At 62.1% G+C, this 24925-nt stretch carries 24 protein-coding genes; 14 read left to right on the plus strand and 10 right to left on the minus strand.

All coding sequences use genetic code 11. From position 1 onward, the window contains the following. Positions 1 to 35 precede the first annotated feature (35 nt). The 6 genes from pyrE to tsf all read left to right on the plus strand — a co-directional run bounded on the left by pyrE (position 36) and on the right by tsf (position 7421). Entirely contained in the window at positions 36 to 593 is a 558-nt protein-coding gene (pyrE, locus tag G7Y52_RS08305; protein ID WP_165070010.1) for an orotate phosphoribosyltransferase, read from the plus strand. Then, complete coding sequence (locus G7Y52_RS08310; RefSeq protein ID WP_241159670.1) at positions 517 to 2787, plus strand: L,D-transpeptidase family protein; 2271 nt, start codon at positions 517 to 519, stop codon at positions 2785 to 2787. Before pyrE ends, G7Y52_RS08310 begins: the two co-directional genes overlap by 77 nt. Beyond that, positions 2784 to 3545: a hypothetical protein gene (locus tag G7Y52_RS08315; protein ID WP_165070013.1), complete on the plus strand. Its 762-nt coding sequence runs from the start codon at positions 2784 to 2786 to the stop codon at positions 3543 to 3545. Before G7Y52_RS08310 ends, G7Y52_RS08315 begins: the two co-directional genes overlap by 4 nt. A 318-nt stretch (positions 3546 to 3863) precedes the next feature. Further along, complete coding sequence (gene gltX / locus G7Y52_RS08320) at positions 3864 to 5255, plus strand: glutamate--tRNA ligase (protein ID WP_165070016.1); 1392 nt, start codon at positions 3864 to 3866, stop codon at positions 5253 to 5255. A gap of 366 nt (positions 5256 to 5621) precedes the next feature. After that, a complete protein-coding gene (rpsB, locus tag G7Y52_RS08325) occupies positions 5622 to 6446 on the plus strand; it encodes a 30S ribosomal protein S2 (protein ID WP_165070019.1) in 825 nt (274 codons plus the stop codon). A 117-nt stretch (positions 6447 to 6563) separates the two neighbouring features. After that, positions 6564 to 7421: a translation elongation factor Ts gene (gene tsf / locus G7Y52_RS08330; RefSeq protein WP_165070021.1), complete on the plus strand. Its 858-nt coding sequence runs from the start codon at positions 6564 to 6566 to the stop codon at positions 7419 to 7421. On the opposite strand, the gene G7Y52_RS08335 is transcribed toward tsf, so the two are convergent. The 4 genes from G7Y52_RS08335 to G7Y52_RS08350 all read right to left on the minus strand — a co-directional run bounded on the left by G7Y52_RS08335 (position 7393) and on the right by G7Y52_RS08350 (position 10770). After that, complete coding sequence (locus G7Y52_RS08335) at positions 7393 to 7587, minus strand: hypothetical protein (RefSeq protein ID WP_165070024.1); 195 nt, start codon at positions 7585 to 7587, stop codon at positions 7393 to 7395. The genes tsf and G7Y52_RS08335 overlap by 29 nt on opposite strands. A 166-nt stretch (positions 7588 to 7753) precedes the next feature. Then, positions 7754 to 8956 (minus strand): 6-phosphofructo-2-kinase/fructose-2,6-bisphosphatase, encoded by a 1203-nt coding sequence (locus G7Y52_RS08340; protein ID WP_165070027.1) that lies wholly within the window; start codon positions 8954 to 8956, stop codon positions 7754 to 7756. Between the two features lie 61 nt (positions 8957 to 9017). After that, positions 9018 to 10214: a tyrosine--tRNA ligase gene (gene tyrS / locus G7Y52_RS08345; RefSeq protein WP_165070030.1), complete on the minus strand. Its 1197-nt coding sequence runs from the start codon at positions 10212 to 10214 to the stop codon at positions 9018 to 9020. A 259-nt stretch (positions 10215 to 10473) separates the two neighbouring features. Then, the gene (locus G7Y52_RS08350) at positions 10474 to 10770 is read right to left on the minus strand and encodes a hypothetical protein (protein WP_241159671.1); all 297 of its coding nucleotides are present in this window, start codon (positions 10768 to 10770) and stop codon (positions 10474 to 10476) included. 71 nt (positions 10771 to 10841) lie between these two features. On the opposite strand from G7Y52_RS08350, the gene G7Y52_RS08355 reads away from it, so the two are divergent. Continuing rightward, positions 10842 to 11009 (plus strand): hypothetical protein, encoded by a 168-nt coding sequence (locus G7Y52_RS08355; RefSeq protein ID WP_206215238.1) that lies wholly within the window; start codon positions 10842 to 10844, stop codon positions 11007 to 11009. Positions 11010 to 11039: 30 nt separating this feature from the next. Here the strand turns inward: G7Y52_RS08355 and G7Y52_RS08360 are convergent, their stop codons facing one another. Genes G7Y52_RS08360 through G7Y52_RS08370 form a run of 3 tightly spaced genes read right to left on the minus strand, consistent with a single transcriptional unit; the run spans position 11040 to position 14874 of the window. After that, on the minus strand, positions 11040 to 12086 hold the full coding sequence (locus G7Y52_RS08360; protein WP_165070036.1) for an SEL1-like repeat protein: 1047 nt from the start codon (positions 12084 to 12086) through the stop codon (positions 11040 to 11042). A 2-nt stretch (positions 12087 to 12088) separates the two neighbouring features. Beyond that, on the minus strand, positions 12089 to 13804 hold the full coding sequence (locus G7Y52_RS08365; RefSeq protein ID WP_241159672.1) for an LIC12162 family protein: 1716 nt from the start codon (positions 13802 to 13804) through the stop codon (positions 12089 to 12091). An 8-nt stretch (positions 13805 to 13812) separates the two neighbouring features. After that, on the minus strand, positions 13813 to 14874 hold the full coding sequence (locus tag G7Y52_RS08370) for an N-acetylneuraminate synthase family protein (protein WP_165070042.1): 1062 nt from the start codon (positions 14872 to 14874) through the stop codon (positions 13813 to 13815). Positions 14875 to 15302: 428 nt separating this feature from the next. Between G7Y52_RS08370 and G7Y52_RS08375 the strand changes: the two genes are divergently transcribed. The 4 genes from G7Y52_RS08375 to fliS all read left to right on the plus strand — a co-directional run bounded on the left by G7Y52_RS08375 (position 15303) and on the right by fliS (position 21302). After that, the gene (locus G7Y52_RS08375) at positions 15303 to 16205 is read left to right on the plus strand and encodes a DMT family transporter (protein WP_165070045.1); all 903 of its coding nucleotides are present in this window, start codon (positions 15303 to 15305) and stop codon (positions 16203 to 16205) included. Positions 16206 to 16302: 97 nt separating this feature from the next. Next, entirely contained in the window at positions 16303 to 16938 is a 636-nt protein-coding gene (gene rdgB / locus G7Y52_RS08380) for an RdgB/HAM1 family non-canonical purine NTP pyrophosphatase (RefSeq protein ID WP_165070048.1), read from the plus strand. A gap of 393 nt (positions 16939 to 17331) precedes the next feature. Beyond that, positions 17332 to 20475, plus strand: coding sequence for a flagellar filament capping protein FliD (gene fliD / locus G7Y52_RS08385; protein ID WP_165070051.1), 3144 nt, complete (start codon positions 17332 to 17334; stop codon positions 20473 to 20475). Between the two features lie 167 nt (positions 20476 to 20642). Further along, a complete protein-coding gene (fliS, locus tag G7Y52_RS08390) occupies positions 20643 to 21302 on the plus strand; it encodes a flagellar export chaperone FliS (RefSeq protein ID WP_165070054.1) in 660 nt (219 codons plus the stop codon). Positions 21303 to 21309: 7 nt separating this feature from the next. On the opposite strand, the gene G7Y52_RS08395 is transcribed toward fliS, so the two are convergent. After that, entirely contained in the window at positions 21310 to 21531 is a 222-nt protein-coding gene (locus G7Y52_RS08395) for a hypothetical protein (RefSeq protein WP_165070057.1), read from the minus strand. A gap of 106 nt (positions 21532 to 21637) precedes the next feature. Continuing rightward, on the minus strand, positions 21638 to 22432 hold the full coding sequence (locus G7Y52_RS08400) for a putative metalloprotease CJM1_0395 family protein (protein WP_165070061.1): 795 nt from the start codon (positions 22430 to 22432) through the stop codon (positions 21638 to 21640). 407 nt (positions 22433 to 22839) lie between these two features. On the opposite strand from G7Y52_RS08400, the gene G7Y52_RS08405 reads away from it, so the two are divergent. Genes G7Y52_RS08405 through G7Y52_RS08415 form a run of 3 tightly spaced genes read left to right on the plus strand, consistent with a single transcriptional unit; the run spans position 22840 to position 24238 of the window. After that, on the plus strand, positions 22840 to 23607 hold the full coding sequence (locus G7Y52_RS08405; RefSeq protein ID WP_165070065.1) for an AzlC family ABC transporter permease: 768 nt from the start codon (positions 22840 to 22842) through the stop codon (positions 23605 to 23607). Beyond that, positions 23604 to 23945 (plus strand): AzlD domain-containing protein, encoded by a 342-nt coding sequence (locus tag G7Y52_RS08410; RefSeq protein WP_165070067.1) that lies wholly within the window; start codon positions 23604 to 23606, stop codon positions 23943 to 23945. The genes G7Y52_RS08405 and G7Y52_RS08410 overlap by 4 nt, the downstream gene beginning before the upstream one ends. Then, positions 23945 to 24238, plus strand: coding sequence for a DUF4911 domain-containing protein (locus G7Y52_RS08415; RefSeq protein ID WP_165070070.1), 294 nt, complete (start codon positions 23945 to 23947; stop codon positions 24236 to 24238). Before G7Y52_RS08410 ends, G7Y52_RS08415 begins: the two co-directional genes overlap by 1 nt. A 113-nt stretch (positions 24239 to 24351) precedes the next feature. Here G7Y52_RS08415 and G7Y52_RS08420 read toward each other — a convergent pair whose 3' ends face one another. Further along, positions 24352 to 24891: an IS630 family transposase gene (locus G7Y52_RS08420; protein ID WP_277424295.1), complete on the minus strand. Its 540-nt coding sequence runs from the start codon at positions 24889 to 24891 to the stop codon at positions 24352 to 24354. Between the last annotated feature and the right edge of the window lie 34 nt (positions 24892 to 24925).

Raw genomic sequence — 24925 nt, forward strand, 5'->3', positions numbered from 1 at the left:
GCGCGGGCGCATACCGGCTACCCCGAGGAATCGACATGCAGGAGATCAAGCGACGTCTGGCCCGCCTCTTGGTGGAAAAATCCTACCGCGAAGGCGACTTCGTTCTGGCCTCAGGCCGCAGGAGCGACTATTATTTCGACTGCCGGGTCACCGCGCTGCAGGCCGAAGGGGCCTGGCTCATCGGCACGCTGTTCAATGATCTGCTCAAGGATCTCGACATCCGGGGCGTTGGCGGCATGACTATGGGCGCGGACCCCCTGGTCTCGGCCACCACGGTCGTCTCCTATGAGCAGGGCCGCCCGCTGCACGGGCTGCTGGTGCGCAAGGAGGCCAAGGGGCACGGCACCGGCCAGTTTGTGGAGGGGCTCGGCAATTTCAGCGCCGGCGATTCCGTGGCCATGCTTGAGGATGTGGTCACCACGGGCGGATCGCTGCTCAAGGCCTGCGACAGGGTAAAGGACGCCGGGCTTTCCATTGCGGCGGTCTGCGCTATTTTGGACAGAGAGGAGGGGGGGCGTGAAAAGCTTCAGGACGCAGGCTACAACCTGTTGGCGCTTTTCACTCGCAGGGAATTGGTGGAACTGGCCCGCTGAGGCCCGGCCGCCGCTTTCCGGCCGCGCCGCCGCATTCAGGCCGGCGGCTGCCTTCGGGCCCGCGCTGCTCCTGGCGCTGGCGCTGTTCTTCTGTTTCGCCCCCATGTCCGCCCGGCGCGCGCTGGCCGAGAACTGGCAGGCATCGTTGTACAACGAGGGCCTGCCTTCTCATCTGGTGGCTGTGGATAAAAATCGCCAGACCTTCCTTTTTTTCGAGAAAAAAAGCCCCCTCAAGCTCAAATATGCCTTCCCCTGCGTGACCGGGCAATTGGCGGGCGACAAGCAGACGCTCAATGATCTGCGCACGCCCGAAGGCATTTATTTTGTGGAATATAAAATCGCCAGCGGCCTGGACTTCAAGGAATACGGCGGCATTGCCTATACACTCAACTATCCGAACCCGGTGGATCGCCTGCGCGGCAAAACCGGCCACGGCATCTGGATTCACAGCAAGGGCTTCGGCCTTGTGCCTACGCGCGGCTGCGTGGCCATCGGCCTCAAGGAAATCGAGACGGTGGGGCCGCAGCTTCTGCCCGGCACGGCCGTGGTGCTGGCTGAAAAAGTGGATGAGCGCAACGTGCCCCGGCCGGACAACGGCACGGCCCGCGAGTTGCGCCGCCTGATGCAGCATTGGAGCAATGCCTGGGCCGCCCGCTCGCGCCGGATGTTTGAATATTACGATGCCGAGGCCTATTCCAGAGCCATGCCCGAAACCTTCGCGGCGTTCCGCGGGAATAAGGAACGCCTGTTCAAGATGCTTACCTTCATCAAAATTTACAATCGTGAAATTCATGTGCTGGAAGGGCCCGGCTACTGGGTGACCTGGTCCGAGCAGTTTTATACCGCTTCCAACCTTTCCACGGAAGGGGTGCGCCGTCTGTACTGGCAGCGCGGCAAAGACAAAAAATTTCGCATTGTGGGCATGGAATGGACGCCGCGTGACGTGGGCATGCTGGCGGACTTTAAAAAAGGCAGGCTTGTGGCTGAAGCCCTGCCCGTGGCTACCGACGCCTCTTCGGAAGCGCCCCTGCCCCCGCGCCTGGACATGCCCGAGACGGCGCCCGAGAGCGGCGCGGCCGGCGCGCCCGCTGCCCGGCCCGCCAAAAAATTGCCGGTCGTCAGCGAGCCGCTGGTTCCCCGGCGAACGCCCGCGCCGCCGCCGGCCGAGGTCAACTGGGGCGGCAAGCCCCGGCTGGAAGGCCGGGAAGAGCGCGCGGAGCAGGCGCCGGCGCAGACCGCCCCTCAGCCGCCAGAGGTGTTTGCCGAACCCGCTGCGCAGCCCGTGCCGGACACGCCGCGCGGGCAGGCTCCTGAAGCGCCGGATACCCCGGCAGTGACGCGTCAGGATCAGGCAGCTCCCGAAGTGGCGGCCAGGCCCGCGGCAGAGGCCGGGCAGCCGCAGGCCCTGGAGCTGACTGCGGAGCTGCGGGCGGATCTGGAACAGGCCGTGCGCACCTGGAATACGGCCTTTGCCGCGCGTTCCGGCTCCATTGCCCGGCTTTACGATCCGGCCCTGTACAACCGTGTGCCCGGCGTGCCGCGCGGCGCTGGATACGCAACGGCACGGCGTGAGCTTGAGCGCCTCTTCCGCGGAGCCTGGCTGACCGCCATCAATCGCCCGCCCAGGTTTGAAGTCCACGGGCAGGCGGTTGCGAGCCGCTGGGAGCAGTTGATCGCCGGGCCGGGGGGCGTGACGCAGGGTTTGCGCACGCTTTGGTGGCACCGGGGCGAGGACGGCAGCCTGCGCATTGTGGCTTCGGACTTCAGAGCCGCAGAGCTGGAGCTGGATGCCGACTATCTGGAAGACGTCAGCGCCGCGGTCAGCGCCACGCTGGAATCCTGGCGAAAGGCCTGGGAAGCGGGGCGGCTGGACGACTACATGGCCTTTTACGCTGCCGACGCGGTGCAGCAGGGACGCCGCGGAGCCCAGAACATCCGCCGCCAGAAGCAAAGCCTCTGGGCGCGGGTCAGGCCCACATTGGTGCAGCTTTCCGGGCTGCGGCTGGTCATGGACAGGCGCGGCATCCGCGCGGACATGAATCAGATCTATGCCGACAGCGCCGGACACGGCGATCGGGGCGTCAAGACCATGCTGTTGCGCTTTGACGGCACGCAATGGCGTATCCAGCGCGAGGATTGGGCCGCCCGGCCTGCCGCGCCCGGCGCGTCGCCCGCGCAGGAGGGGGGCCGTTGAAATATAAGGAGCGGCTGTGCATCATCTTCATGCGCGATAACGGCCCCCGGCGCAGCTTTCGCGTGCATCGGGGCGGGTTTTACGCGACCCTGGCTTTTTTTGCCTGCCTGCCTTTGCTCGCGCTGGCTCTGGGCTGGCAGACCTGGCGGCTCTGGCAGGAAAATGCCCTGCTGCGGGACAATGTTCTGCGTTTTGAAAGTGATTATCAGGAAGCTCAGGCCACGGCCGAACGTCTGCAAAATCTGGAGGAGCTGTTGCGCGAGGACGGCGTGCCGGGTCGTGAGCTGGTGCTGCGCAAGCTGGCCGGCGCGGATGAGGCCCAACGCCTGCCCGCCGCCCCGGCGCAGGGCGCTCCGGCGGACAATGCGGAAGACGGCGCGCGCCCGCTCATGGGCGAAGGGCCCGGCCATGAAGAATTTCCGGCCATTGACGCCGGCTATGTGAAGGTCGGCAATGTGCAGGCCAGAGCCCTGCACGACAGAAAGCTGCGCATTGCCCTGGATTTGCGCAATACGGACAATCAGAAGATCGCCTCCGGCACGGTGCTGGGCACGCTGATCTCCGCTGACGGGAGAAAGAGCGCGCTCGGATTCGAGCAGGAAGATGTGGGCAATTTCCGTATCAGCCGGTTCAAACGCACGGTAATGGTCGCGCGTTTGCCCGGGCAGGTGAGCCTCGTCAATGCCCAGGTCATCCTGGAAGTCCGCACCCAGGACAACAAGGTGGTCTACCGGAATATCTTTGCCGTGGAACGTTGAGCCGGGTGCGCGAGCTTCATCATCTTCTTCAGAGACAGGCGCAGGCGAAATTTACTTTCGCCGTGAAGCGCCGGAGCGAGCGTTTTAGAGCGGTTTGATAATGAAATTATCCAAACCGCTCTGGCGACAGCGTTAGAGCATTTTCTCTTTGAAAATGCTCTGCTGACGCGAAAGAGGCAGCCGCCGCAACGCGGCGTACATTCAGGCGAAAACCGCGGTTTTCGCCTGAATGCCACCTTTGACTTTCATAAAAAGTCAAAGGTAATCTGCTCTAGAGCAATTTGACTTTCAAAAAATTCTCTAGGATAAGGAAAAACCATGCCAAACGTCGTCACCCGTTTCGCGCCCAGCCCCACCGGGCATCTGCACATCGGCGGCGCGCGCACCGCCATCTTCTGCTGGTTGTTGGCGCGCCATTACAAGGGCCGTTTTCATCTGCGCATTGAGGATACGGATCTGCTGCGATCCAAACAGGAATACACGGATTCCATCCTGGCTTCCATGCGCTGGCTGGGCCTGGACTGGGACGGCGAGCCCGCCTATCAGACGCAACGCACGGATCTGTACAACAGCTATGTGGACAAGCTGCTGCAAACAGGCCACGCCTATTGGTGCTCCTGTTCGACCGAGGAAGTGGAGGCCATGCGCGCGGAGGCCCGGCAAAAGGGCCTGAAGCCGCGCTACAGCGGGCTGTGTCGCACGCGCGATCTCGGCCCGGGCCCGGGCCGCTGCGTGCGCCTCAAGGCTCCGCTGGCGGGCAAGGTGGTTTTTGACGACATGGTCAAGGGAAAAATCGCCGTGGACGCGGGCGAGCTGGATGATATGGTCATCCGCCGGGCCGACGGCATGCCCACCTACAATATGGCCGTGGTGGTGGATGATCACGAAATGGGCATCAGCCATGTAATCCGCGGCGACGATCACGTTTCCAACACCCCGCGCCAGATCCTGATCTATGAAGCCCTGGGCCTGCCTGTGCCGCGTTTCGGGCATGTGCCCATGATTCTGGGACCGGATCGCCAGAAGCTTTCCAAACGCCACGGCGCGCGCGCGGTCATTGAGTATCAGAAGGACGGCCTGCTCCCGCAGGCCCTGGTCAGCTATCTGGTGCGGCTCGGCTGGTCCCACGGCAATCAGGAGCTGTTCAGCCTGGAAGAACTGGTACGGTATTTTGACGGCGCGAACCTCAACCCCGCGGCCGCGGCCTTTGATCCGGCCAAGCTGGAGTGGTGCAACGCCCATTTCATGCGCGAGCTGCCCCTGCCCGAACTGGCAGCCCTGGTCAGGCCTTTCGCGGCGGAAGAGGGCTACGGCGATATTTCCCAGGACAGGCTTGAGGCCTTGTGCGTCATGTTCCGCGAGCGGGCCAACAACCTCAAGGCTTTGGCCCAAAGCTTCCGGCCCCTGCTCGTGCCCGCCGCCCAACTGGTCTATGCGGAAAAGGACGCGGCCAGGCATTTTACGGATCAGGGCAAGGCCCATCTGCGTGCTCTGGCCGGGATATTCAAGGCCTGCGAGCCGTTCACGGCCCAGAGTCTGGAATCCGCGCTCAACGCCTATGTGGCGGACAACGGCCTGAAATTCAAGGAAGTGGCTCCGCCGCTGCGCACCGCCCTGATGAGCTTCATGGGCGGCTCGCATCTCAACGAGATCATGGCCTTTCTGGGCCGGGAAGAAACCCTGGCGCGTCTGGAGCGCGCCGCGGGCTGACGCCGCGCCTTTTCAGGGCCCATTGCGCGCGCAGGCAGGAAGTTCCCTGCCTGCGCTTTTTTCTTGGCATAACAAGACGATTTCCCGGGAGCGTCTTCAGTCTGCCCCTCAAGGGGCACAGCTTTAGAGCATTTTCAGAGAGAAAATGCTCTGGAGCCGCAGCAGCCGCCTTGCCCATATCCTCAGGCCGCGCAGCCATGTCCTCTTGCCATTATTGAGGCTTTGAGCTATAGAGGCCGTTCCATTACGCACACTCCGGCACGGCTCGGGGTGTCCGGCCGGCAGGCGCGCGTGGCGTCTGATCCACCGGCGGATAGGAGCCCGTCAGAAACCGGAGTGGAGGAAACAACCCTCTGGAGGATTGCAATGGCTTACGTCAGCATGAAGCAGATGCTGGAAACCGGGGTGCACTTCGGCCACCAGACCCGGCGCTGGAACCCCAAAATGCGCCCGTATATCTTCGGCGCGCGCAACGGCATTCATATCATTGACCTGCAACAGACCGTGAAGCTCTTTCGCGTGGCCTACGACAAGGTGGTGGACGCGGTGGCCAGGGGCGGCAAGGTGCTCTTCATCGGCACCAAGCGCCAGGCCCAGGAGGCCGTGGCCGCCGAGGCCAGCCGCGCCGGGCAGTTCTATGTGGCCAACCGCTGGATGGGCGGCACGCTCACCAATTTTGTGACCATCCAGAAAAGCGTGGAGCGCCTCAAGAAGCTGGAAGCCATGTTTGCCGACGGCTCCATCAACCGCTACCAGAAAAAGGAAATCCTTTTGCTGGAGCGCGAGATGAACAAGCTGGAGCAGACCCTGGGCGGCATCAAGAATATGGATCGCCTGCCGCAACTGGCCTTTGTCATTGATCCCAACCGCGAGGACATTGCCGTCAAGGAATGCCGCAAGCTGGGCATCCCCATTGTGGCCGTCACGGACACCAACTGCGATCCGGACGTGATCGACTACATCATCCCTGGCAATGACGACGCCATCCGGGCCATCAAGCTCTTTGTGACAGCCTTTTCCGAGGCCTGCCTGGAAGGCGAGGCCATGCGCAAGGATCACAAGGCCGATGCCGCCAATGCCGAGGAAGCCATGCAGAAGGCCGCCGCGGAAAGCGCCCCCGCTCCTGAGGCCGCCGCGGAAAGCAGCCCGGCCCCCGAAGCCCCTGCGCCGCAAGCCGCTCCGGCCGAGTAAGCGGGATTTCAGCTGTGTCTTTTCGGGGCAGCGCAACCTGTGACGGGCGGCGCTGCCTTCCGTATAGAACGCGATGCGTTCCAACTCCGGGCAGCCGGACATCTTTTGGAGAATGCAATGGCAATCAGTGCTCAACTGGTGAAAGAACTGCGCGACAAGACCGGCGCAGGCATGATGGATTGCAAGAAAGCCTTGGTGGAAGTGGACGGCGATCTGGAAAAGGCTGTGGACTGGCTGCGTCAGAAGGGCATGGCCAAGGCCGCCAAAAAATCCGGTCGCGCCACCTGTGAGGGCCTGGTCACTGCCGTGACCAGCCCGGACGGCAAGCATGTGGCCATGGCGTCGCTGCTGTGCGAAACCGACTTTGTGGCGCGCGGCGAGCAGTTTCAGAGCATGGCGGCGCGCGTGGCCCAGGCCGTGCTGGAGCATGATCCGGCTGACCCCACGGCCCTGGACGGCGTGGTGGGCGACGAGGTCAGGCAGCTTATCGCCGCGGTGGGCGAGAACATGCAGCTCGGCAAGTTCGCGCGCCATACCCGCCAGTCCGACAACGAGGCCATCGGCCAGTACATTCATGCCAACGGCAAGATCGGCGTGCTGGTCTTTCTGAACTGCGGCAGGGCCGAGAGCGTGGACACGCCCGACGTCAAGGCGCTGGCCAAGAATCTGGCCATGCAGGTGGCCGCGGCCAGCCCCCTGGCCCTGGACGCTTCCAGCCTGGAACCGGCTGCTGTGGAGCGCGAGCGCGAAGTTTACCGCCAGAAAGCCCTGGAGGAAGGCAAGCCCGCCAATATCGTGGACAAGATCGCCGACGGCGCGGTGAAGAAATTCCAGAAAGAAGTCTGCCTGCTGGAGCAGCCCTATATCCGCGACGACAAGAAAAGCGTCAGTGGCGTGGTGCGCGAAGCGGCCAGGGCCGTGGGCGACGAGATCACGGTGACGGGCTTCACGCGCATTCAGTTGGCCGCCGAATAAACGCTCTATCAGAGCAGATTACCTTTGACTTTTTATGAAAGTCAAAGGTGGCATTCAGGCGAAAAACGCGGTTTTCGCCTGAATGTACGCCGCGTTGCGGCGGCTGCCGCTTTCGCGTCAGCAGAGCATTTTCAAAGAGAAAATGCTCCAGCCTGTGGCCGCGCAAAATGCGCCACGCGTTATCGTCAGGTTGACAGGGGGGCTTCGGCCCCCTTTTTTGTTTTTTACGAACAGGGCGCGGATGTTGCCCGCGTTTTCGAGCGTTTTGCTCATGAAATTAGCAAAACGCTCTAAGCCCGCAGCCGCCGGGGCATTTTTGACAGGAACTCGCCCTAATAGGGAATCCGCTCAAAAACCTTGCGGCGCGGGGTCAGGGAAATGTGGTAATACTGATTTTGGGGAATATAGATATAGGGCACATCCTCGCTGCGCTGGCGCAGAAAAAGGGTGATCAGCACCCGGTTGATGGCCTGATGCCCCACGATCAGCAAGGGCGAATCCCCGGCCAGAAAGAGCGCGCGCCTCAGGCCGCGCTGCACGCGCTCGCGCAGAATGGCGTAACTCTCGCCGTTGGGATAGGCGTAACCGAATTTGTCGGCATTGCGCCCGGCCGTTACTTCGGGCATGCGCTCGCGGATTTCGGTATAGAGCATTCCCTCGCAATCTCCGGCCCAGATTTCGTCGAATTCCTTGAGGGCCATGACATGCGCGCCGGGCCGTTCTGCCAGCACCGGGGCCGCGGTCTCGTGCGAGCGGAGCCGGGTGGAGGTAAAGACCCATTCCACTTCCCGGCCGCGCAAATGCCGGGCCAGGGCCTCGGCCTGAGCGCGCCCCTTGGCCGTGAGCGGCGGGTCGCCGCCGATGCGGCCCTGCACGTTGAATTCGGTCTGGCCGTGGCGGGCCAGATACAGGCTGTGCACCCAGACGCTGACCAGAATTTCGCGAATGGCGGGATAATAGGGCGAACCTTCGCAGGCGCGCTCGTCCAGAATGCGGTTGGCCGTGGAATCCACGCAGAGCCAGAATTTTTCCTCGCCTAGCGGGTCATAGATGGTCTGGTAGTAGTCGATGCGCTTGAGAAAGCTTTGCAGCGCCTCTTCCTCGCTGTAGGCCGCGTATTCTGGCAGCGTGGTCTTGCGGCGGATGCAGGCGTTGAGCAGGAGCGGGTCTTCGTTGACGCATTCCACAAAGAGCACGGGGTAGTCATTGAGCGTCTTTTCAATGAGCGCGCGCCGGGCGCGGCTGGCGTTGGTGGCGTCCAGAATGGCCACCTCGCCGCCTTCGGCCAGCCAGGTCCGGGCCTGCTGCATATTGCGGCGGGCGATCAGCTCGCGGGCCTCGCGGCCGAAGCTGTTGTCAGGATTATAAAAATCCGGCTCCGTGGATTCCGCGCCCATCATGGCCCGGCGCATGTCGCCGTTGTTGAAGATTCTGGCCTGAATGCCTTCAGCCAGCAGACCGTCGCGAATGCGGCGGGCCAGGGTGGACTTGCCGCGCGCGGGCAGGCCGACCATGGCCACATAGAGTTTCTGCATCTTTTCCTCCCCTGGGGATCATGGTAGGGGAAAAGTTCGCAAAACGGAAGATACTGTATGCCTACTGCACTGTCAGCTTCAAAAAGCGCTTTTTGCCCAGTTTGATCACATATTCCCCGGCAGGCAGCGGAGCCAGCGCGTCGTCGCAACGCACGCCGTCCACCGAGAGCGCGCCTTCCTTGATCAGGCGCTTGGCTTCGCCCCGGCTTTTGACCAGCCCGGCGGCTTCCAGAAAGGCCGGGGGCGTGCTGGCCTCGCCGTGTTCACAGGTCAGCCCGGGCGCGTCGGCGGGCACCCCCCCGTCAGCGAACACCGCGTTAAAATCCTGCCGGGCCTGGTCGGCGTCTTTCTGGCTGTGGTAACGGCAGACCATCTCATGTGCCAGCATTTCCTTGGCGGCCTTGGGGTGCTGACGGCCCTGCTCCACGTCCTCTTTCAGCGCCGCAATCTCCTCCAGGCTTTTGGCTGAGAGCAGCTCGTAGTAACGCCACATCAGCGCGTCGGAAATGCCCATGACTTTGCCGAAGATCTCTGACGGCGGCTCGTCAATGCCGATATAGTTGCCGTAGGATTTGGACATCTTGCGCACGCCGTCCGTGCCTTCCAGCAGGGGCACGGTCAAAATGCACTGGCTCTCCTGACCGTAATGGGCCTGGAGGTTGCGGCCCACCAGCAGATTGAACTTCTGGTCCGTGCCGCCCATTTCCACGTCGGTTTTCAGGGCCACGGAGTCATAGCCCTGGCAAAGCGGATAAAGAAATTCGTGGATGGAGATGGGGCGCTGCTCGCGGAAGCGCTTTTCAAAGTCGTCGCGCTCCATCATCCGGGCCACAGTATAGCTGGAGGCCAGTTTGATGAAGTCCGCGGCGTCCATTTTGCCCAGCCAGCCGGAATTGAATTCCACCAGGGTTTTGGCCGGGTCAAGGATTTTGAAGACCTGCTTTTTGTAGGTTTCGGCATTGGCCAGAACCTGTTCCCCGGTAAGTGGGGGACGGGTTTCCGAGCGTCCGGAAGGGTCGCCGATCCGGCCCGTGAAGTCGCCGATCAGAAAGATGACCGTGTGCCCCAGCTCCTGAAAGTGGCGCATTTTGTGCATTACCACCGTGTGCCCGAGGTGCAGGTCAGGGGCCGTGGGATCAAAGCCCACTTTCACGCGCAGAGGCGCGCCGCGGGAGAGCTTTTTGCGCAGTTCGTTCTCGTCGATAAGCTCGGCCACGCCACGCTTGATCAAGGCCATTTGCCTGTCGATATCCGTCATTGCCGTACCCTTGTGAAAGCTGCGGTAAAAAATGCCGGGCGCAACGCCAGGGCGGCGTCGCGCGAAGACGGAATCTGATACCCTTTTGGACGCGGCGCTGTCAAATTTACGGCTGTCTGCCCGGGTATGGCAGGCCAGGCCGGCGAATTTTTTTCGGCAGGGAAGGCGAATTCTTTTGCGCCGCGGATGCAGTTCACGCCTGTGTATGAGGAGCAAAAGACGAGCCTGACCACGCCGGAAGAGAAAAGGGCCGGCTGTGCTACAAGCCGAGCAGGGCGAAGACGCGGCTTTCGCTCAACCCCCCATGCGCGGCAAGAGCCCCCGCGCTGTCCCCGGCGATCATGCTCAGGGTGTCGCCCAGCACGTCCTCCACCTCATCATCCTGCAAAAGCGACGGGGCGCTGATGTTGACCGTGTCCTGCACGGCTGCCGGGGTGGAGCTGGAATCTTCCTTGTCGGGCAGAAGAAAAGAAAAGGGAGCCGAAGGGGTGATGCCGGAAATTTCCATGAGGCGATCCTTTATGGCTGTGCGCCGCAAGCGGCGGGTTGGGGTCAAACTTTCCGCCTCGCGGGCGGCTGCTCTGGAATATGCAAGTTCAATACCAGAATATTTGACACAACAGCCGGATGTTTTCCTGGAGCGGTTTGCCAGAGCATTTTCTCTTTGAAAATGCTCTGCTGACGCGAAAGCGGCAGCCGCCGCAACGCGGCGTACATTCAGGCGAAAAACGCGGTTTTCGCCTGAATGCCACCTTTGACTTTCATAAAAAGTCAAAGGTAATCTGCTCTAGCTGATTTCATTAGCAAAACGCTCTAAAAAAGTTCTTATTGCTTGTGTATCTTGGGGCGCGTTTGCCTGGCTGCCGGAGCAGCCTGAGGCGCGCGGGGGTCGCTCCTGCCTTGAGCGCGGAGCACCGCTTTGGCGTCCGGGTCGCCGTTTTTGGCGGCCAGCCGGTACCAGCGGGTAGCCTCGCTCAGGTTGCGGGGCACGCCCGTGCCCTGATCATACATCAGGCCCAGACTGTACTGGGCGGCGGGTTCGTTCTGCTCCGCGGCCTTGCGGTACCATTCCACGGCCTTGTTGTAATCCTGGGGCACGCCCCGCCCCTGCTCGTACATAAAGCCGAGGTTGTACTGGGCCTCGGCGTAGCCGCGCTCGGCCGCGCGCGTGTACCACTGCACGGCCTTGGCCGGCTCCTGGGCAAAGCCGCGGCCCTCGGCATACATATAGGCCAGATTGTTCTGGGCCTTGAGGTGATCCTGCTCCGCAGCCTGCTCAAACCAGTGCGCGGCTTTGGTGTCGCTCTGATTGTCGCCCTTGCTGTTCATATAGATCCAGCCCAGGGAATACTGGGCCGAGGCAAGGCCCTGATTGGCGGCCCGGCTGTACCAGTCCACGGCCGCGTTTTCGTCCTTGCGCACGCCCCGGCCGTAGGCATAAAGATAGCCCAGGTTGTACTGGGCCATGGCCAGCCCCTGTTCGGCGGCCTTGCGGAACCAGCGCGCGGCCTCCCGGTAATTGCGGCGCACGCCCTGCCCGGCGGCCAAAGCCGTGCCCCAGGCGTTCATGGCGCTGATGTCGCCCTTTTCCGCGGCCTGGCGGAACAGCGTGGCCGCGCGTTGCGTGTTTTTCTTGACGCCCTTGCCTTCCAGGGTCAGGCGGCCCAGAACGTAGAGGGCCTCGGCATTTTCCTTGTCGGCCAGGGGCTTGAGCAGGGCCGCGGCCTTGGCGAAGTCCTCCCTGTCCAGAGCTTCCTGGGCCTGGCGCAGGGAGGCGGCCTCGTCGGCGCGGGCTGTGGAAAGCAGCGGGCTCAGCGGCCAGAGGCAGAGCGCGGCCAGCAGAAAGCAGATCAGAAAACAACGCGATTTCATGGTTATAAACTCGCCAGCGTTTGGGTCCAGTTCGGATTTTCGCTGCCTTTGACCATCATGGCCTGCAGGGCGCAGTAGGTCCGGCGGGCATCCTGCACCGCGGCGCTGCGCCACCACGCGACCGGATCTTCCCAGACCCGGTTGACTTTGGCTGCGGCTTCCTCGGCCGTGGCATGCCAGATGCCCGCGCGGGCCAGCACATCCAGCAGGGCCTCGCTTTCCGGGGCCAGCGGCCAGACATCGCGCGTCCAGTACAGGACTGTGGGCACATTGGCGGCCAGGGCCTCCAGCATGGTGGTGCCGTGGTGATCCAGCACCAGCAGGCGGCAGCTCAGCATCTGCGGCGTCAGGGGCCCGGTGCACAGCCGCACGCGCGGAAAGCGCGGCAAAAGCCAGACAGCGTCCTGCAGGGCGCCGGGCACGTCAAAATAGGGCCGGTAAAAGGTACGGGCTTGCAGGGCGCGATCCAGAGCCTCGAAGAACCACTGCTTGTCCTCGCGGTATTGGATCGTCTGCAGGGGCGTGGGGTGGGCGTCCAGGCGATACTGGCACGCGGGCATTTCCGCGCCCACAAAGAGCAGATGCGACGCGTGCTTGCCGTGCCAGCGCCCGGCCAGGCGGGCAATCTGGGGATACGGCAGGGGAATGAAATTGCCCCGGCTGCCCGCATGTTCGCTCCAGCCCCAGGTGGCGAAGGCATGCTGGCTGTATTCCACCAGGGCCGTATCGCAAATGACCCGCACCTGGCCGTAGTTGCCGCCGTGCTGCACATACATCAGGCGGTTGCCGCGCCCGCGCCAGACAGCCAGCTTCTGGCGGTAGGCGGCGTCCTCATAGGCCGCAATGCCGGCCACGCGCAGGCGGGGCGGCAGAATCTGCGGCTTGAGTTCCTGCGGATGGCGCAGATCCCGCAGCGAGTGCGGCAGGGCTTTCAGGAAAAGGGGCAGGGGGTCCAGCGGCAGATCCGCGCGCGCGCCCGTGGCCGCGCTGCCGAACGTGGCGGCCAGCGGCTGCGAACGATCCTCGCCGTGGCTCATGTGCAGCAGGGACAGGGAAAAGCGCAGGCTCTGCCAGAGGCTCATGCCTTTGAGCCGCGGAAAAGGCAGGCGCAGCATCTGGCGGCGCGCCCAGCGGCGCAGAACCTGCTTGAGATCCCCGGAAGGCTTTTGGCCGTAAGTCCTTTCCAGCGGCGGCAGCATTTCCTTGCGCCAGGCTGTGGGCCAGCGGGCTTCCAGCAGGCGGGAGAAAAGCCAGTGATTGAAGGAATGCCCGAGCGCGCCGCGCAGCCTGAAGTCTTGATCGCTCAAAAAGCTGAAGGCGCATTCTTCCGGCAGCAGGGGCACGCGCAAGGGCAGATGCCCCCAGACCGCGGTCATGGCTTTGACCCGCTGCCAGCGTTCCACGATCTGTGTGGCCACGTCCACGGCCCAGGGCGTGAGCAGCGTTTCCCAATAGGCCGCGGGCAAGGCGGCGCTGTGCGGGCAGAGCCGGGCGGCCAGGGCGGGCAGGTTGTCCACGCAGAGGGCCTGGGCCTCTTTGGCGGTTTGCTCCAGCACCTTGAGCTCGCGCAAAGGCTCCGGGGCAAAGACATACTTGTCCTCCCAGTCCGGGAAGAAGTCTTCCTGGCCGGCGAAGCACCAGGGCCCCGCGGCCCAGTGCGTTTCGGGATCGGCGTCGCGGGGCATGCGCCCCAGGATCAGGCTTGTCTCGTCTTTCATTTCTGCGCTCATGCTCTGTCCAGATCCGCCCAGGTCAGGACCGTGTCTTCAGGCAGATCGCGCCGGGCGCGCAGGCCGAGAACCTCATCGAAGTGCCGCGGGGAAATGCCGTGGGCCGGGCGTTTCCAGGTCAGATCCGCGGCGCTCAGGGCCTGCCCGGCAGGCACGGCGCGCGCCGTGACCAGAGAGCGCCGGGCATGTCGCCGGGCGGGCTCCTCCTGGGGCAGGGCGCGCACCTCCAGCTCGCCCACGGCGGCCAGGGTGTTTGTGAGCCGGGCGTAAAAATGCCGCAAATCCTCTTTGTCCATGGCGTGATAATGGTCATTGCCGGGCAGGGATTTGTCATGGCTGAAGTGCTTTTCCAGCACGCGCGCGCCGAGCAGCACCGCGGTTTCCAGCATGTGCATGTCTTTGGGCAGGGTGTGGTCGGAATAGCCGATCACATGCTGCGGGAAATGGCGCTTGAGCGCCGGGATCATGCCCAGGGCCGCGTTTTCGTCGGCTGTGGGATAGTTCAGCACGCAGTGCAGCAGGGCCAGCTTGTTGCCTTTGGCCTCAATCCATTCCACAGCCTCGGCCACTTCGTGCAGATGCGCCGCGCCGGTGGAAAGCAGGATGGGCTTTTTGAAATCGCAGAGAATCTCAATGAAAGGCTTGTTGGTGATGTCCGAGGAGGAAATTTTGAACACATCCATCAGGTCGTTGAGAAAATGCGCGGATTCCACATCAAAGGGCGTGGACAAAAAGGCAATGCCCGCCGCGTCGCAATGCTTTTTGAGGGCCTCAAATTCATTTTTCCAGAACGCGTCGTGCTTTCTGAAAAGTTCGTACTGGCTTTTGGTGGGTTCCTTGCTCGTGTCCCAGTAGGCCGGGGAATCCCTGGAGGCCAGGCTGGCCGCCTTGTACGTCTGGAATTTGATGGCGTCGGCCCCGCCTTCCGCGGCCTCGTCGATGAGCCGCCGGGCAATGTCCATGCTGCCCTCGTGGTTCACGCCCGCCTCGGCGATCACATAAGGCAGCGGGATGCGGGTTTCCGGAGCAGCGGTGGCAAATATATCGGTAAGTTTCATGACGCGTTCCTTGCAGCAATGAATGAAACATTTTTTATACGCCTTTGCGTCGCAAAAGAAAAGCGTGCGGCCAGGGCCCGCAGGAGCTGGGCATGGAAAAAAGAGTGCTGCATAACGCAGTACAGAAGGGAAAAGAACAGGTATCCTGCCTGCGCAAGACGGCGTGCGTCGCCGGGTTGCGGCGGGCAGAGCGGGGGGATTCCGCCGCGTTTTGCCTTTGCGTTCCCCTTGGGCTATGCTGCCGGGGCAGCCTGCCTTTGAGTGCTCTCACGCCGCACACGACGCGCGGCGTCATTGTTGTGCACAGGTCGCTGCCCACAGCAACGAGGCGTATCGTTTCGGCTTGATAAGCCCTTGAAAAAACGCGATGTTTCCAGGGCGCATCGCGCGGGCGCGTTGTTTCGGGCCATATTTCGCAGGGGAAGAGCATGCAGCAAACCGCGCTGGGCTACGGCAGCGCCCTCTTGGCCACTCTGATCTGGTCGGGCAACTTTGTGGTGGCCCGGGCCCTGGCTGATCTGATTCCGCCGTGGCAGTGCAATTTCTGGCGCTGGCTGGTGGCCCTGCTGGTGCTTCTGCCCTTTGCCGGTCCTCATCTGCGGCAGGACTGGCCCGGCATCAGGAAGCACTGGGGCTATCTTTCGCTCATGGGCATCCTGGGCGTCACGCTCATGAATACGCTGATCTACAAGGCCGGGCAGAGTACGGAAAGCCTGAACATGGCCCTGCTGGTGCCTACCGCGCCCATTGTGATCCTGGTCTTCTCCCGCATTCTCTATGGCGAGCCGATCACGCCGCGCCGTCTGGCCGGGGTGCTTGTGGTGCTGGCGGGCGTGCTCATTCTGGTCAGCCGGGGGGAGTGGCAGCGTCTGGCCGGGCTCAAAATCAACAGCGGGGACTTCTGGGCCCTTGGCTGCGCGTTCTGTTTCGGCCTGTATTCGCTCTTCATGCGTCGGCGGCCGCGACAGATTTCGCCTTTGAGCTTCAATGCGGCCACCTTCAGCCTGGGCCTGCTGTGCGCGCTGCCCTTTACCGTGGCCGAGGCCTGCCTGTTGCCCCTGCCCCGGCTTTCCCCGACATTGATCACGGGCGTTCTGTATGCCGGCATAGGCTGCTCCTTTGCCGCTTTCTGGTTCTGGACCCTGGCGGTGGACAGGATTGGCCCGGTGCAGGCGGGCATTGTGTATTACAGCCTGCCGGTTTTCGCGGCAGTGGCTTCGGTGCTGGTGCTGCACGAAACCATTGCTCCGCCTCAGGTGTTGGGTGGCCTGCTGGTGATCGGCGGCATTCTGGTGGCCACCCTGGTTGTGCCGCGACAGCGCGGCCGGTAGCGCATTGTGTGTTTGAAAACAGGTGTGCGCCATATCGTTGCCGTGGCGCAACAGCAGGCAACAGGCGCGGGCCGGCTGCCGCGCAGAGGAGATCAGTATGCCGAAAACGCAGGCGCAGCGCATTGTTCTGGCCACGCACAACGCGGGCAAGGTGCGCGAGTTGGCGGAATCCCTGACCGGCTTTGGCGTGGAGGTGCTGGGGCTTGCCGAAGCCTGCCCCGATCTCGCGGAAATTGAGGAAACCGGCACGACCTTTGAGGAAAACGCCTTGATCAAGGCCCGCTGCGTGGCCGGGATCGCAGGGCTTGTGAGCGTGGCCGACGATTCCGGGCTTGAAGTGGACGCGCTCGGCGGCGCGCCCGGCGTGTATTCGGCCCGGTATGCGGACGACTGGCCCGGCCTGCCCGGCGAAAGCCGCGATCAGCGCAATATCCGCAAACTTCTGCATGTGCTGGCGGGCGTGCCCGAAGGCAAGCGGAGCTGCCGTTTTGTGAGCTGCATGGCCGCGGTGCGGCCCGACGGCGTGGAAATGACCGTGCGCGGCCTGTGGGAAGGGCGGCTGCTCATGGCCCCGCGCGGCGAAAACGGCTTCGGGTATGATCCGTTGTTTTTTGACCCGGTCATCGGTCGGGCCGCGGCCGAACTCTCGCGGGAGGAAAAAAATGCCCGCAGCCATCGCGGCAACGCTGTGCGCGCGTTGCTGGCCCGCTGGCGGGAATTCATGCGGCCCTGATTTTTGCCGGATCGGCGGGGCCGCGCTCTTGCCGTAGAGACGGGGCTGCCTCGCCATTGAAATCCCGCGCCCCTGCCCAGTCAATCTGCTCTAAACTTTTTCCCGCGCCTGCCGTTGAGAGAGGAGACGAAAAGCACGCAGCGGCTGCGTCGCGCTCCGGCCGCCGCATAGGCAAAAAATGCTTTGCACGCATTTTGCATGGATTTTTGCCAAAGCCCGTGGCACTGGCCACAGGCCCACGTCCTGGCGCGGCGCATATCTTCTGTTTGGGGCAGGATTGCGGCGAAAAACGCGGCAATGCTCCGGCGGCTTGTTGCGGTCGCCCGCTCTGAGGCAAAGCGACAGGCAACCGCGGCAGCGACAGCGCTGCACAACGAGCACACGAGGGCGCATATGGCAATCAGCATTTCCGGCTCCAACGCCATCTCCGGGCTTGGCGGCTCGGACACCAATTTTGACGATGCACTTGCCAAGCTCAAGAAAATAGAGTCCACGCAACTGAACCGTCTTGAGGCCTGGAAAGACGACTGGAAGTTGCGCTACGATGCCTTCGGCACGATCATCGAGCAGGTCCAGGCCGCCAGTAAAATGCTCGGCAGCCTGAGCGACCGCAATACCTTTGTGGCCAAAAACGTCACCAGCAGCGATCAGAATGTGGTCACGGCCGTGGCCAATGCCTCGGCTCAGGACGTGCAGCACCGCATCAAGGTCACGCAGGTGGCCAATAACGCCATCTGGGCCAACATCGGCCAGATCTTTGACTCCAAAACCGAGAGCATCACCAATGAATCCACGCCCGCTGCGGGCACGGACTTCACCTTTACCTACGCGGGCAAAGAGCACAGTATTCATATCCCCAAAGGCACCACCCTGGATTCCTTTGCCAGCCTGGTCAACAATGCCACGGAAAACCCGGGCATCAAGGTCAGCCTGATCCAGAGCGGCGGCGGCTATGTTTTTCAGATCGCGGGCAAGGACACGGGCGCGGACAATAATCTGATCATCCACGACAATGCCTATCTCAAGGGCATGAGCGCGGCGGGCAGCACCTCCACCTGGCTGACCGACAAGGCCCTTGATCCCTCGGCCACGCTCACGAACCCCGGAACCTACGCCTTTGACGTGGTCATGCAGGACGGCCGCAAAAAGACCATCACACTCAAGGGCGATGCCACCAATGAAGAGCTGCGAGACGCGCTCAACACCCAGCTCGGCGGTGACCCGGTGGCCAGCCTGGACGCCTCCGGCAACCTGGTGCTGGAGCGCGTCAAATCCTTCAGCAAGCGCAAGAGCGAGGATGACGCCTACAGACCGGCGGGCACGCGCATATCCGTGGGCAGCAACATCAATGATCCCTTGATCTCCGGCACGTCCACGGAAGTTCTGAAGTTTCAGCTGACCATGAGCGACGGCAATACCCGCGAGTTTGAGATCAAGGGCAGCGCCACCCGAAAGGAATTTCTGATCCAGTTGGCCCAGGCCACGCAAAGCGGTGAGGGCGTTGATCTGAGCATGAGCGACGACGGTTCCTGGGGCGTGGACCTGATCGGCGTGCAGGACGGCAGCCTGACGCTGTTGAGCGGCGCCGGATTTGACATGAGCACGCTGACCAATACGGCTATTGACGCCAAGGGCAGCCCGGCGCAGATCATCGGCTCGCTGAGCGGCCCCGGAGCCACGGCCGAAACTGCCCTGACTTTCGATCAGAACAAGCTGAGCTCCAGGATCAGCGACGCCAATCCGCCCATTGATCTTGTTTACACGCTGACCAAAAAGGACGGCAGCGCCGTCTACGTCAAAGACATTACCAGCGACATGACCAATCAGGAGTTGCTGGACAGGATCAGGGGCACCCTGGACGCCGAAGGCCTGACCTACAGCGCGGGCACGGACGCCGACGGCAATCCCACGCTGACTGTGGACGATGCGCAGGGCTTTGCCCTGACCACCGGCTCGGGCGGCATGGCCGGGGTCACGGCCAAGGTGAAGACCAGCACCAGCGTGGCCGCCAACGACGTGTTTTACACTGACCCCGCGGATTCCTCCAGGGTTACGCTGGAAGCGCCGCCGGACCTCAATTACACGGTCAGGAAAAACGACGGCACTGTGGTGAACATCGGGCCGCTGCCCAGCGGCTCAAGCATGCAGGACGTGTTGGACGCCTTTGTGGCCGCGCTGGGGCCGGACGTCGAAATTGTGGACGCCGAGGGCCAGCCCTGGGCGGCGGGCACATCCACGGGCCAGCCGTATCTGAAACTGAACAATATTGCCGACGCCAGCGGTCCCGGCCTGCAGGGCCAGGTCGCCACATCCTCCAACTGGAGCATCCAGCGCGCCACCAACGCCCGTTATCAGGTGGACAACTGGCCCATGGAAATGGAGTCGGCCTCCAATACCGTGAGCGACGTAATCGAAGGCGTGGTCTTCAGCATTCAGGACGTGGGCGAAGCCCGCATTTCCGTAAGCACGGACATCCCCTCGGTGGAGAAGTCCATCCAGAATTTTCTGGATGCCGTGAACTCGGTGCTGCTGACTATCCGTGATTTCACCCAGTATGACGAGGACAAGGAGGTCACCAGCAGCGATCCCAGGGACGCGGGCAAGGACAATTACAGCCCCTCGCAGCTCACTTCGGAAAAAGGCGGTCTTTTGCAGGGCAACTACGGGGTGCAGTTGTTCTCGACCCGCTTCAAGAGCCTGTTGAACTCTTCGCCTCCGGGCTTCAAGGGGCGGCAGAGCGCCGACGATATTCTTTCCGGCGACGCGCTCGCCAATCTCGCCAACATGGGCATCAAGACCAATACGGACGAGAGCAGCGATATGTACGGGCTGCTGGAGATCGCGCCCCAATCGAGCATTGCGGAGCTTCAGTCGCTGGACAAAGAAAATTACAGCAAGATGATCAACGAGAACCTGGAAGCCGTGGTGGACTTTTTCTGCACCAGCGGCACAGGCAGCTCCACCAGCGCCGATTTCCGCTACGGCAGCCATGTGGAAGGCATCACCAAGGCCGGCAGCTACGATGTGAAGTATGAGGTGGACGCCGACGGAAAGATTACCAGGGTGACCATCGGCGGCGTGGAAGCCACGCGCGACGAGAGCATGCCCGGGTATTACTACAGCGTGGGCCAGGGCGACGCGCGCGGCCTCTCTATCCAGATCGACAATCTGGCCCCGGGAACGCACACGGGCCAGGTGCGCATCAAGCAGGGCCTTGTGCAGACGGTGGACAGCTTTTTCAAGGCCGAGCTGGTCTTCACGGACGTGCAGATCAACCCCAATGCCTCGCCGGACAAGATTGCCGACGCCATTGCCCTGAAATCCAAAAACGGCGCGCTGATGGTTTTGCGCGACAACTACAAGACCATCATGGAAAATATTGATGCGAAGATCGAACGAGAGCAACAGCGCATTGACACCTGGGAAGCCCGGCAAAAGCAGATCTTCGCCAATCTGGAAACATTGCTCAAGCAGTATGATGAACAGCAGAAGCGGCTGGAATCCCAGATAGCAGGCATGACGGGCAGCGCCAGCTAGAGCGTTTTGCTCATGAAATGAGCTAAACGATCTGGCAGGGCTGCCGCAACGGCCCGCCCCGGTCGGGAGACATTTGCGCCATGAGTCTGCGCGGCTCGCCACGCCGCGTATGACTGTCGCCCCCGACCCGGCACTGTTGAGAACCGACTTTTCAGAAGGAAGAACCTATGAACAAAGCGGCGCGAGCATATTTTCAAACCAAGGTGACCACCACGGATCAGGGGCAGCTTTTGCTCATGCTCTACGACGGGGCGCTCAGTTATCTGCAACAGGCGCGGGATAAAATGCTGGCCAGGGATTTCGCGGCCAAGGGCATCTACATTTCCAAGGTCATCGACATCGTCAACGAGCTTTCCGCCTCTCTGAACATGGACAAAGGCGGCAGTTTGGCCGAGAACCTGAACAATCTGTATCTTCTCTGCACCGCGCGTCTTTTGCAGGCCAATCTGAAAATGAACGTGGAGCAATTGGACAGCGTGGCGCATATTCTTTCCGGCCTGCGCGGCGCGTATGCCCAGATCATCGAAACGCCGGAGGCCCGGCGCGCGGCGGCCGAGATCGCGGGCCGCATGCAGCCCGCCGGCTCGGTGACCAAAACGGCCCAGCCGATCATGACCCATACCGCTGCGGCCGTGCCGCGCGCCCACGCCCAGGCGGTTTATGGGCGCAATGCCCTGCGCGCGGCTGCGCCGGCTCAGGCCTCGCCTGCGGATGAGCGTGTGGCGGCCAGGGCGCATGTGCAGCCCTTCGTGCCGCCTGTTGCGCCCGCTGCGGCTCCTGTCGGGCGTCTGTCCGGCGCGTATGCCAAGCCTTCGGGAAATTCGTAGCGCGTTTTCAGCCTGCGATGCCGAAAAGGCTTTGCGGCAGCCGCAAGGCCGCGGGCAGATCTGTCTGGAAGAGAGGGCAGGCGCGTTTTGAAGCGCGCCGTTCCCGGCTTGGCTTAGCCGTTTTTTGCGCCGGACGCTCCTGGAGCGTTTTGCTAATGAAATTAACTAAACGCTCTGGCGACAGCGGTTTTGTTGCATGTTTTTTGTGGTAACTCATTGCTGTCTTCATCCGTAGCTTCCTTCGTCGCAACGGCTGGAGCCTGGACGCGAAATGATGGCGGCGAAGTGATTGAAAATGAATATTTTCAATCAAAAAATGCTCTAGGGAAGGGCTTTCAGACTTGCAGAGAAATTCCCGTGCCGGCGGGAGCAAGTGCGGTCGGCATTGTTCCGCGCATAGCCATGGCGGCATAGACGCCTGCCGCTCTGCTTGCCGCCCGATCCTGCGCATCGGCAAGATGTTGGAGGATGCCGCCGGCTCTGCTCACGCCTCTTCCGCCCTCTTCGGCCGGATCGGGGAGGCGGCGGCTCCGGTCAGTTGACGCCGCCGCGGCAAGATCCATTGGCCCGACGCCGCCGGAACGCCCTGCAACTTCGGGAGATGCGCCAGGATCTTGCTTGTTTTCCGGGCTGCCGTCCAGCTCGTCCTGAGCGGCTTGCGCCTCCAGGCGTGCGGCCTTGGCGGCCACCTGCCGATCCTGGCCGGAAGGCTCGCCCGGAGCCAGGGCGGCACGGCGCACCTGGCGGGCTTTCTCCCTGGTGGCCTCGGCATCGCCCGGCACCGCGGAAGCGTCAATGGAAACCTGGCCGCCAATGGCGTAGTGCCGCCCGTCAGGGCCTTTCTGATACGTATAGCTCGCCCCGCCGGTCACATGCGCGCCCCCGGCGGCGAGATGCGCCTGCTCATGCGAGCGCACCTTTGCGTCGCGCTGCTGCAACGCGCGTAACTGGCTCTGGGCTTCAGGGCTCAACGTCAGACTGTCCGCAAAGCTGGAGGGCCCGCGGGCGTCCGCTCGCGCAGAACGGCTCGCAAGGTCCGCGCGTCCGCTTTCCTGCTTTTCCCGACCGCCGGCCTCAGGGCCGATGCCCGTTATGGCGTGCGTGCTGATGCTTTCCAGAGGCTCGCCCACAGTTCACTCCGCAATTGTCGCAACCTGGCAGAACACTGCCATGCGGAACCATTCTAAAGCTTTTTGGGGCTGAAAGAAAGAGATCCCGGTATACTCCGTGCGGCAAACTTGAAAAAAATTCAAGCTCGCGTGCCTGCCCGCCGCCAGGGCTGCCGCAGAAGATGCGTCAGCCCTGGCCCGGCGAGCCAGCCGCTTGCCAGCCTCAGCCAAAAGGGATAGCAAATCTGACGGATGCGGCGTCCGGGGACCATAAAAACGCGTGCGCGCACCGTGGCGGCACGCGCCATACGGGGCAGGCTGCACGCCGCTTGCCCGGCCGCCGTCCCTGCGCTGCCGTCTTGGGACGTTGGAGGCTGCGCCTGCCCTACGCGGGGGCAAAAATTTTCTCATCACACGAGGCTGCCGGCATGTCGAGCGAATCTTCCCCCATGCGCACCTGCCTGGAAGGCCTGCGCCGCGCTCTGCCCATCATGCTGGGCTATGTGCCAGTGGGCTTTGCCTTCGGCGTGCTGGCGGTCAAAAACAATATCCCGCCCGCGCTGGCGGTGGGCATGTCCCTGCTGATGTTTTCCGGCTCCGGGCAGTTTGTGCTGGCCAGCCTCTGGGGCGCGGGGGCGGGCATTTTGTCGGTCATAGCCGCCGTCTTCATCGTCAACCTGCGCTATCTGCTGATGTCCGCTGCCGAATCGCCCTGGCTGGCCGCGTTGCCGCGCTGCCAGCGATTCCTGCTGGGCCTGGGCCTCACCGACGAAACCTTTGTGGTGCACGTCACTGCCTTGCAGCAGGGCTGGAAGCTGCGCCTGTCCACGCTCTACGTCTGCAACAGCGCCACCTGGCTTTCCTGGGTGGCAGGCAGCGCCGTGGGAGCCTTTTGCGGCGAACGGGTCAGCGACGTGAAACCCCTGGGCCTGGACTACGCGCTGACCGCCATGTTTCTGGCTTTGCTGGTTCCTCAGTGCGTGAGCCGCCTGCATGTGCTGGTGGCCGTATTCACCGCGGCCCTGTCCATCGGGCTCAGGGGCGCGGGCATGAGCCAATGGAATGTGGCCGTAGCCACCATTCTGGGCGCGAGCCTGGGCACCGTGCTGCTCTGTCGAAAGCAGCCCGCCGCGTCCGAAGGCCCTGACCCAATCCTCCCCAAAGCCCAAAGCTCCACAAGGGAGAATCGCTCATGAGCTGGTTTGAGGGGCACGCGGCGCTGCTGATCTGCATCCTGGGCTGCGTGCTGGCCACAGTGCTGCCCAAGGTGATCCCCGTGATGTTTCTCAAGGGCGACAGTCTGCCCGTCCTGTTGCGGCGCTGGCTGTCCTTTGTGCCCGTCGCCGTGATGGCCGCCCTGGTGGGGCCTGATGTCTTTTTTTACGAAGGGCGCTTCAACGCCGGCCCTTCCAATCTCTTTCTGATGGTGGCCCTGCCCTCGCTGCTGGTAGCCTGGTGGGGCAAAAATTATTTCCTGACCATAGCCTTCGGCATCGGCCTGGTGATTGCGGCCCGCTGGTTCGGTTGGCAGTAATGGCCGCCCCTTGCGCCCTTCCTCCGGCCCTGCGCAAAAAACGCGCCTGCGGCCCTCCTCTGCCCGCGCCGTCAGGCAGCGGCCGCCTTCTGGTGCGTCTCGCGCCCGAGCACATCGCGCTCTTTCGTTTTTTGCTGGAAGCGCACGATAATCTCGCCTATTTTACCGTACTGGAACGTCGCACAGCACTGCTGAAGCTGGTCTTTTCGCCCCAGCGCGAGCGCGCCCTGCGCCGGGCCCTGACGGAAATGGCCCAAAGCCTGCCTTTCACCACGCAAGACTGGCCCTTTTAGAGCATTTTTTGATTGAAAATATTCATTTTCAATCACTTCGCTGCCATCATTTCGCGTCCAGAGCGCGGTCTGGACGCTCATTCGGCGCGGGCGCCAGCTAGAGCATTTTGCTTTTAACTTTTTACATAGCCACAGGATTTAAACCATCCTTCAGCGTCTTTTTGTGTGATACAACTTAATGCTTTTCCAATGGATTTGTACAGTTCATCACATGTTTTTGATTTCATACCCCGAAGTAATTGTTTCACTTTGCTCCACATCTTTTCAATGGGATTTAAATCCGGGCTGTATTCTGGAAGGAAAATATACTTGCAGCCTTTTTCCCTTATCAAGTTTTGGGCGGTTTTTGATTTATGGACATTCAAATTATCCATTATAACAACATCGTTAGCTTTAAGCGTTGGAAGAAGAAATTTTTCAATATAAGCATTGTACATTTTTCCATCCAGTGCCCCATCAAAAACAACACTGCAAGTCTCTCCCGTTACCCGGATTGCTGAAAGTATGCTTATCCTTTCCCAACGTCCCTCTGACGCATGATCATGGCAACGTTGGCCATCTCTGGCTCTGCCGTATAATCTCGTCATATTGGTTTTGGCACCGGTTTCATCAATAAATATCAATCTATTACATGAAGCTTTTTGCTGGAACAGTTTCCATTCCTCACGTTTCCTTCTTACATCTTCG

The organism is Desulfovibrio sp. ZJ200 (genome assembly GCF_011039095.1).
Lineage (GTDB): Bacteria > Desulfobacterota > Desulfovibrionia > Desulfovibrionales > Desulfovibrionaceae > Desulfovibrio.

Excerpts from the sequence above, each read along its gene's own strand:
- pyrE (WP_165070010.1), top strand. The coding sequence starts at position 36 with ATGCAGGAGATCAAGCGACGTCTGGCCCGCCTCTTGGTGGAAAAATCC.
- gltX (WP_165070016.1), top strand. The coding sequence starts at position 3,864 with ATGCCAAACGTCGTCACCCGTTTCGCGCCCAGCCCCACCGGGCATCTG.
- rpsB (WP_165070019.1), top strand. The coding sequence starts at position 5,622 with ATGGCTTACGTCAGCATGAAGCAGATGCTGGAAACCGGGGTGCACTTC.
- tsf (WP_165070021.1), top strand. The coding sequence starts at position 6,564 with ATGGCAATCAGTGCTCAACTGGTGAAAGAACTGCGCGACAAGACCGGC.
- G7Y52_RS08340 (WP_165070027.1), bottom strand. The coding sequence starts at position 8,956 with ATGCAGAAACTCTATGTGGCCATGGTCGGCCTGCCCGCGCGCGGCAAG.
- tyrS (WP_165070030.1), bottom strand. The coding sequence starts at position 10,214 with ATGACGGATATCGACAGGCAAATGGCCTTGATCAAGCGTGGCGTGGCC.
- G7Y52_RS08355 (WP_206215238.1), top strand. The coding sequence starts at position 10,842 with ATGTTTTCCTGGAGCGGTTTGCCAGAGCATTTTCTCTTTGAAAATGCT.
- G7Y52_RS08360 (WP_165070036.1), bottom strand. The coding sequence starts at position 12,086 with ATGAAATCGCGTTGTTTTCTGATCTGCTTTCTGCTGGCCGCGCTCTGC.
- G7Y52_RS08365 (WP_241159672.1), bottom strand. The coding sequence starts at position 13,804 with ATGAAAGACGAGACAAGCCTGATCCTGGGGCGCATGCCCCGCGACGCC.
- G7Y52_RS08370 (WP_165070042.1), bottom strand. The coding sequence starts at position 14,874 with ATGAAACTTACCGATATATTTGCCACCGCTGCTCCGGAAACCCGCATC.
- G7Y52_RS08375 (WP_165070045.1), top strand. The coding sequence starts at position 15,303 with ATGCAGCAAACCGCGCTGGGCTACGGCAGCGCCCTCTTGGCCACTCTG.
- rdgB (WP_165070048.1), top strand. The coding sequence starts at position 16,303 with ATGCCGAAAACGCAGGCGCAGCGCATTGTTCTGGCCACGCACAACGCG.
- fliD (WP_165070051.1), top strand. The coding sequence starts at position 17,332 with ATGGCAATCAGCATTTCCGGCTCCAACGCCATCTCCGGGCTTGGCGGC.
- fliS (WP_165070054.1), top strand. The coding sequence starts at position 20,643 with ATGAACAAAGCGGCGCGAGCATATTTTCAAACCAAGGTGACCACCACG.
- G7Y52_RS08395 (WP_165070057.1), bottom strand. The coding sequence starts at position 21,531 with ATGAAGACAGCAATGAGTTACCACAAAAAACATGCAACAAAACCGCTG.
- G7Y52_RS08405 (WP_165070065.1), top strand. The coding sequence starts at position 22,840 with ATGTCGAGCGAATCTTCCCCCATGCGCACCTGCCTGGAAGGCCTGCGC.
- G7Y52_RS08410 (WP_165070067.1), top strand. The coding sequence starts at position 23,604 with ATGAGCTGGTTTGAGGGGCACGCGGCGCTGCTGATCTGCATCCTGGGC.
- G7Y52_RS08415 (WP_165070070.1), top strand. The coding sequence starts at position 23,945 with ATGGCCGCCCCTTGCGCCCTTCCTCCGGCCCTGCGCAAAAAACGCGCC.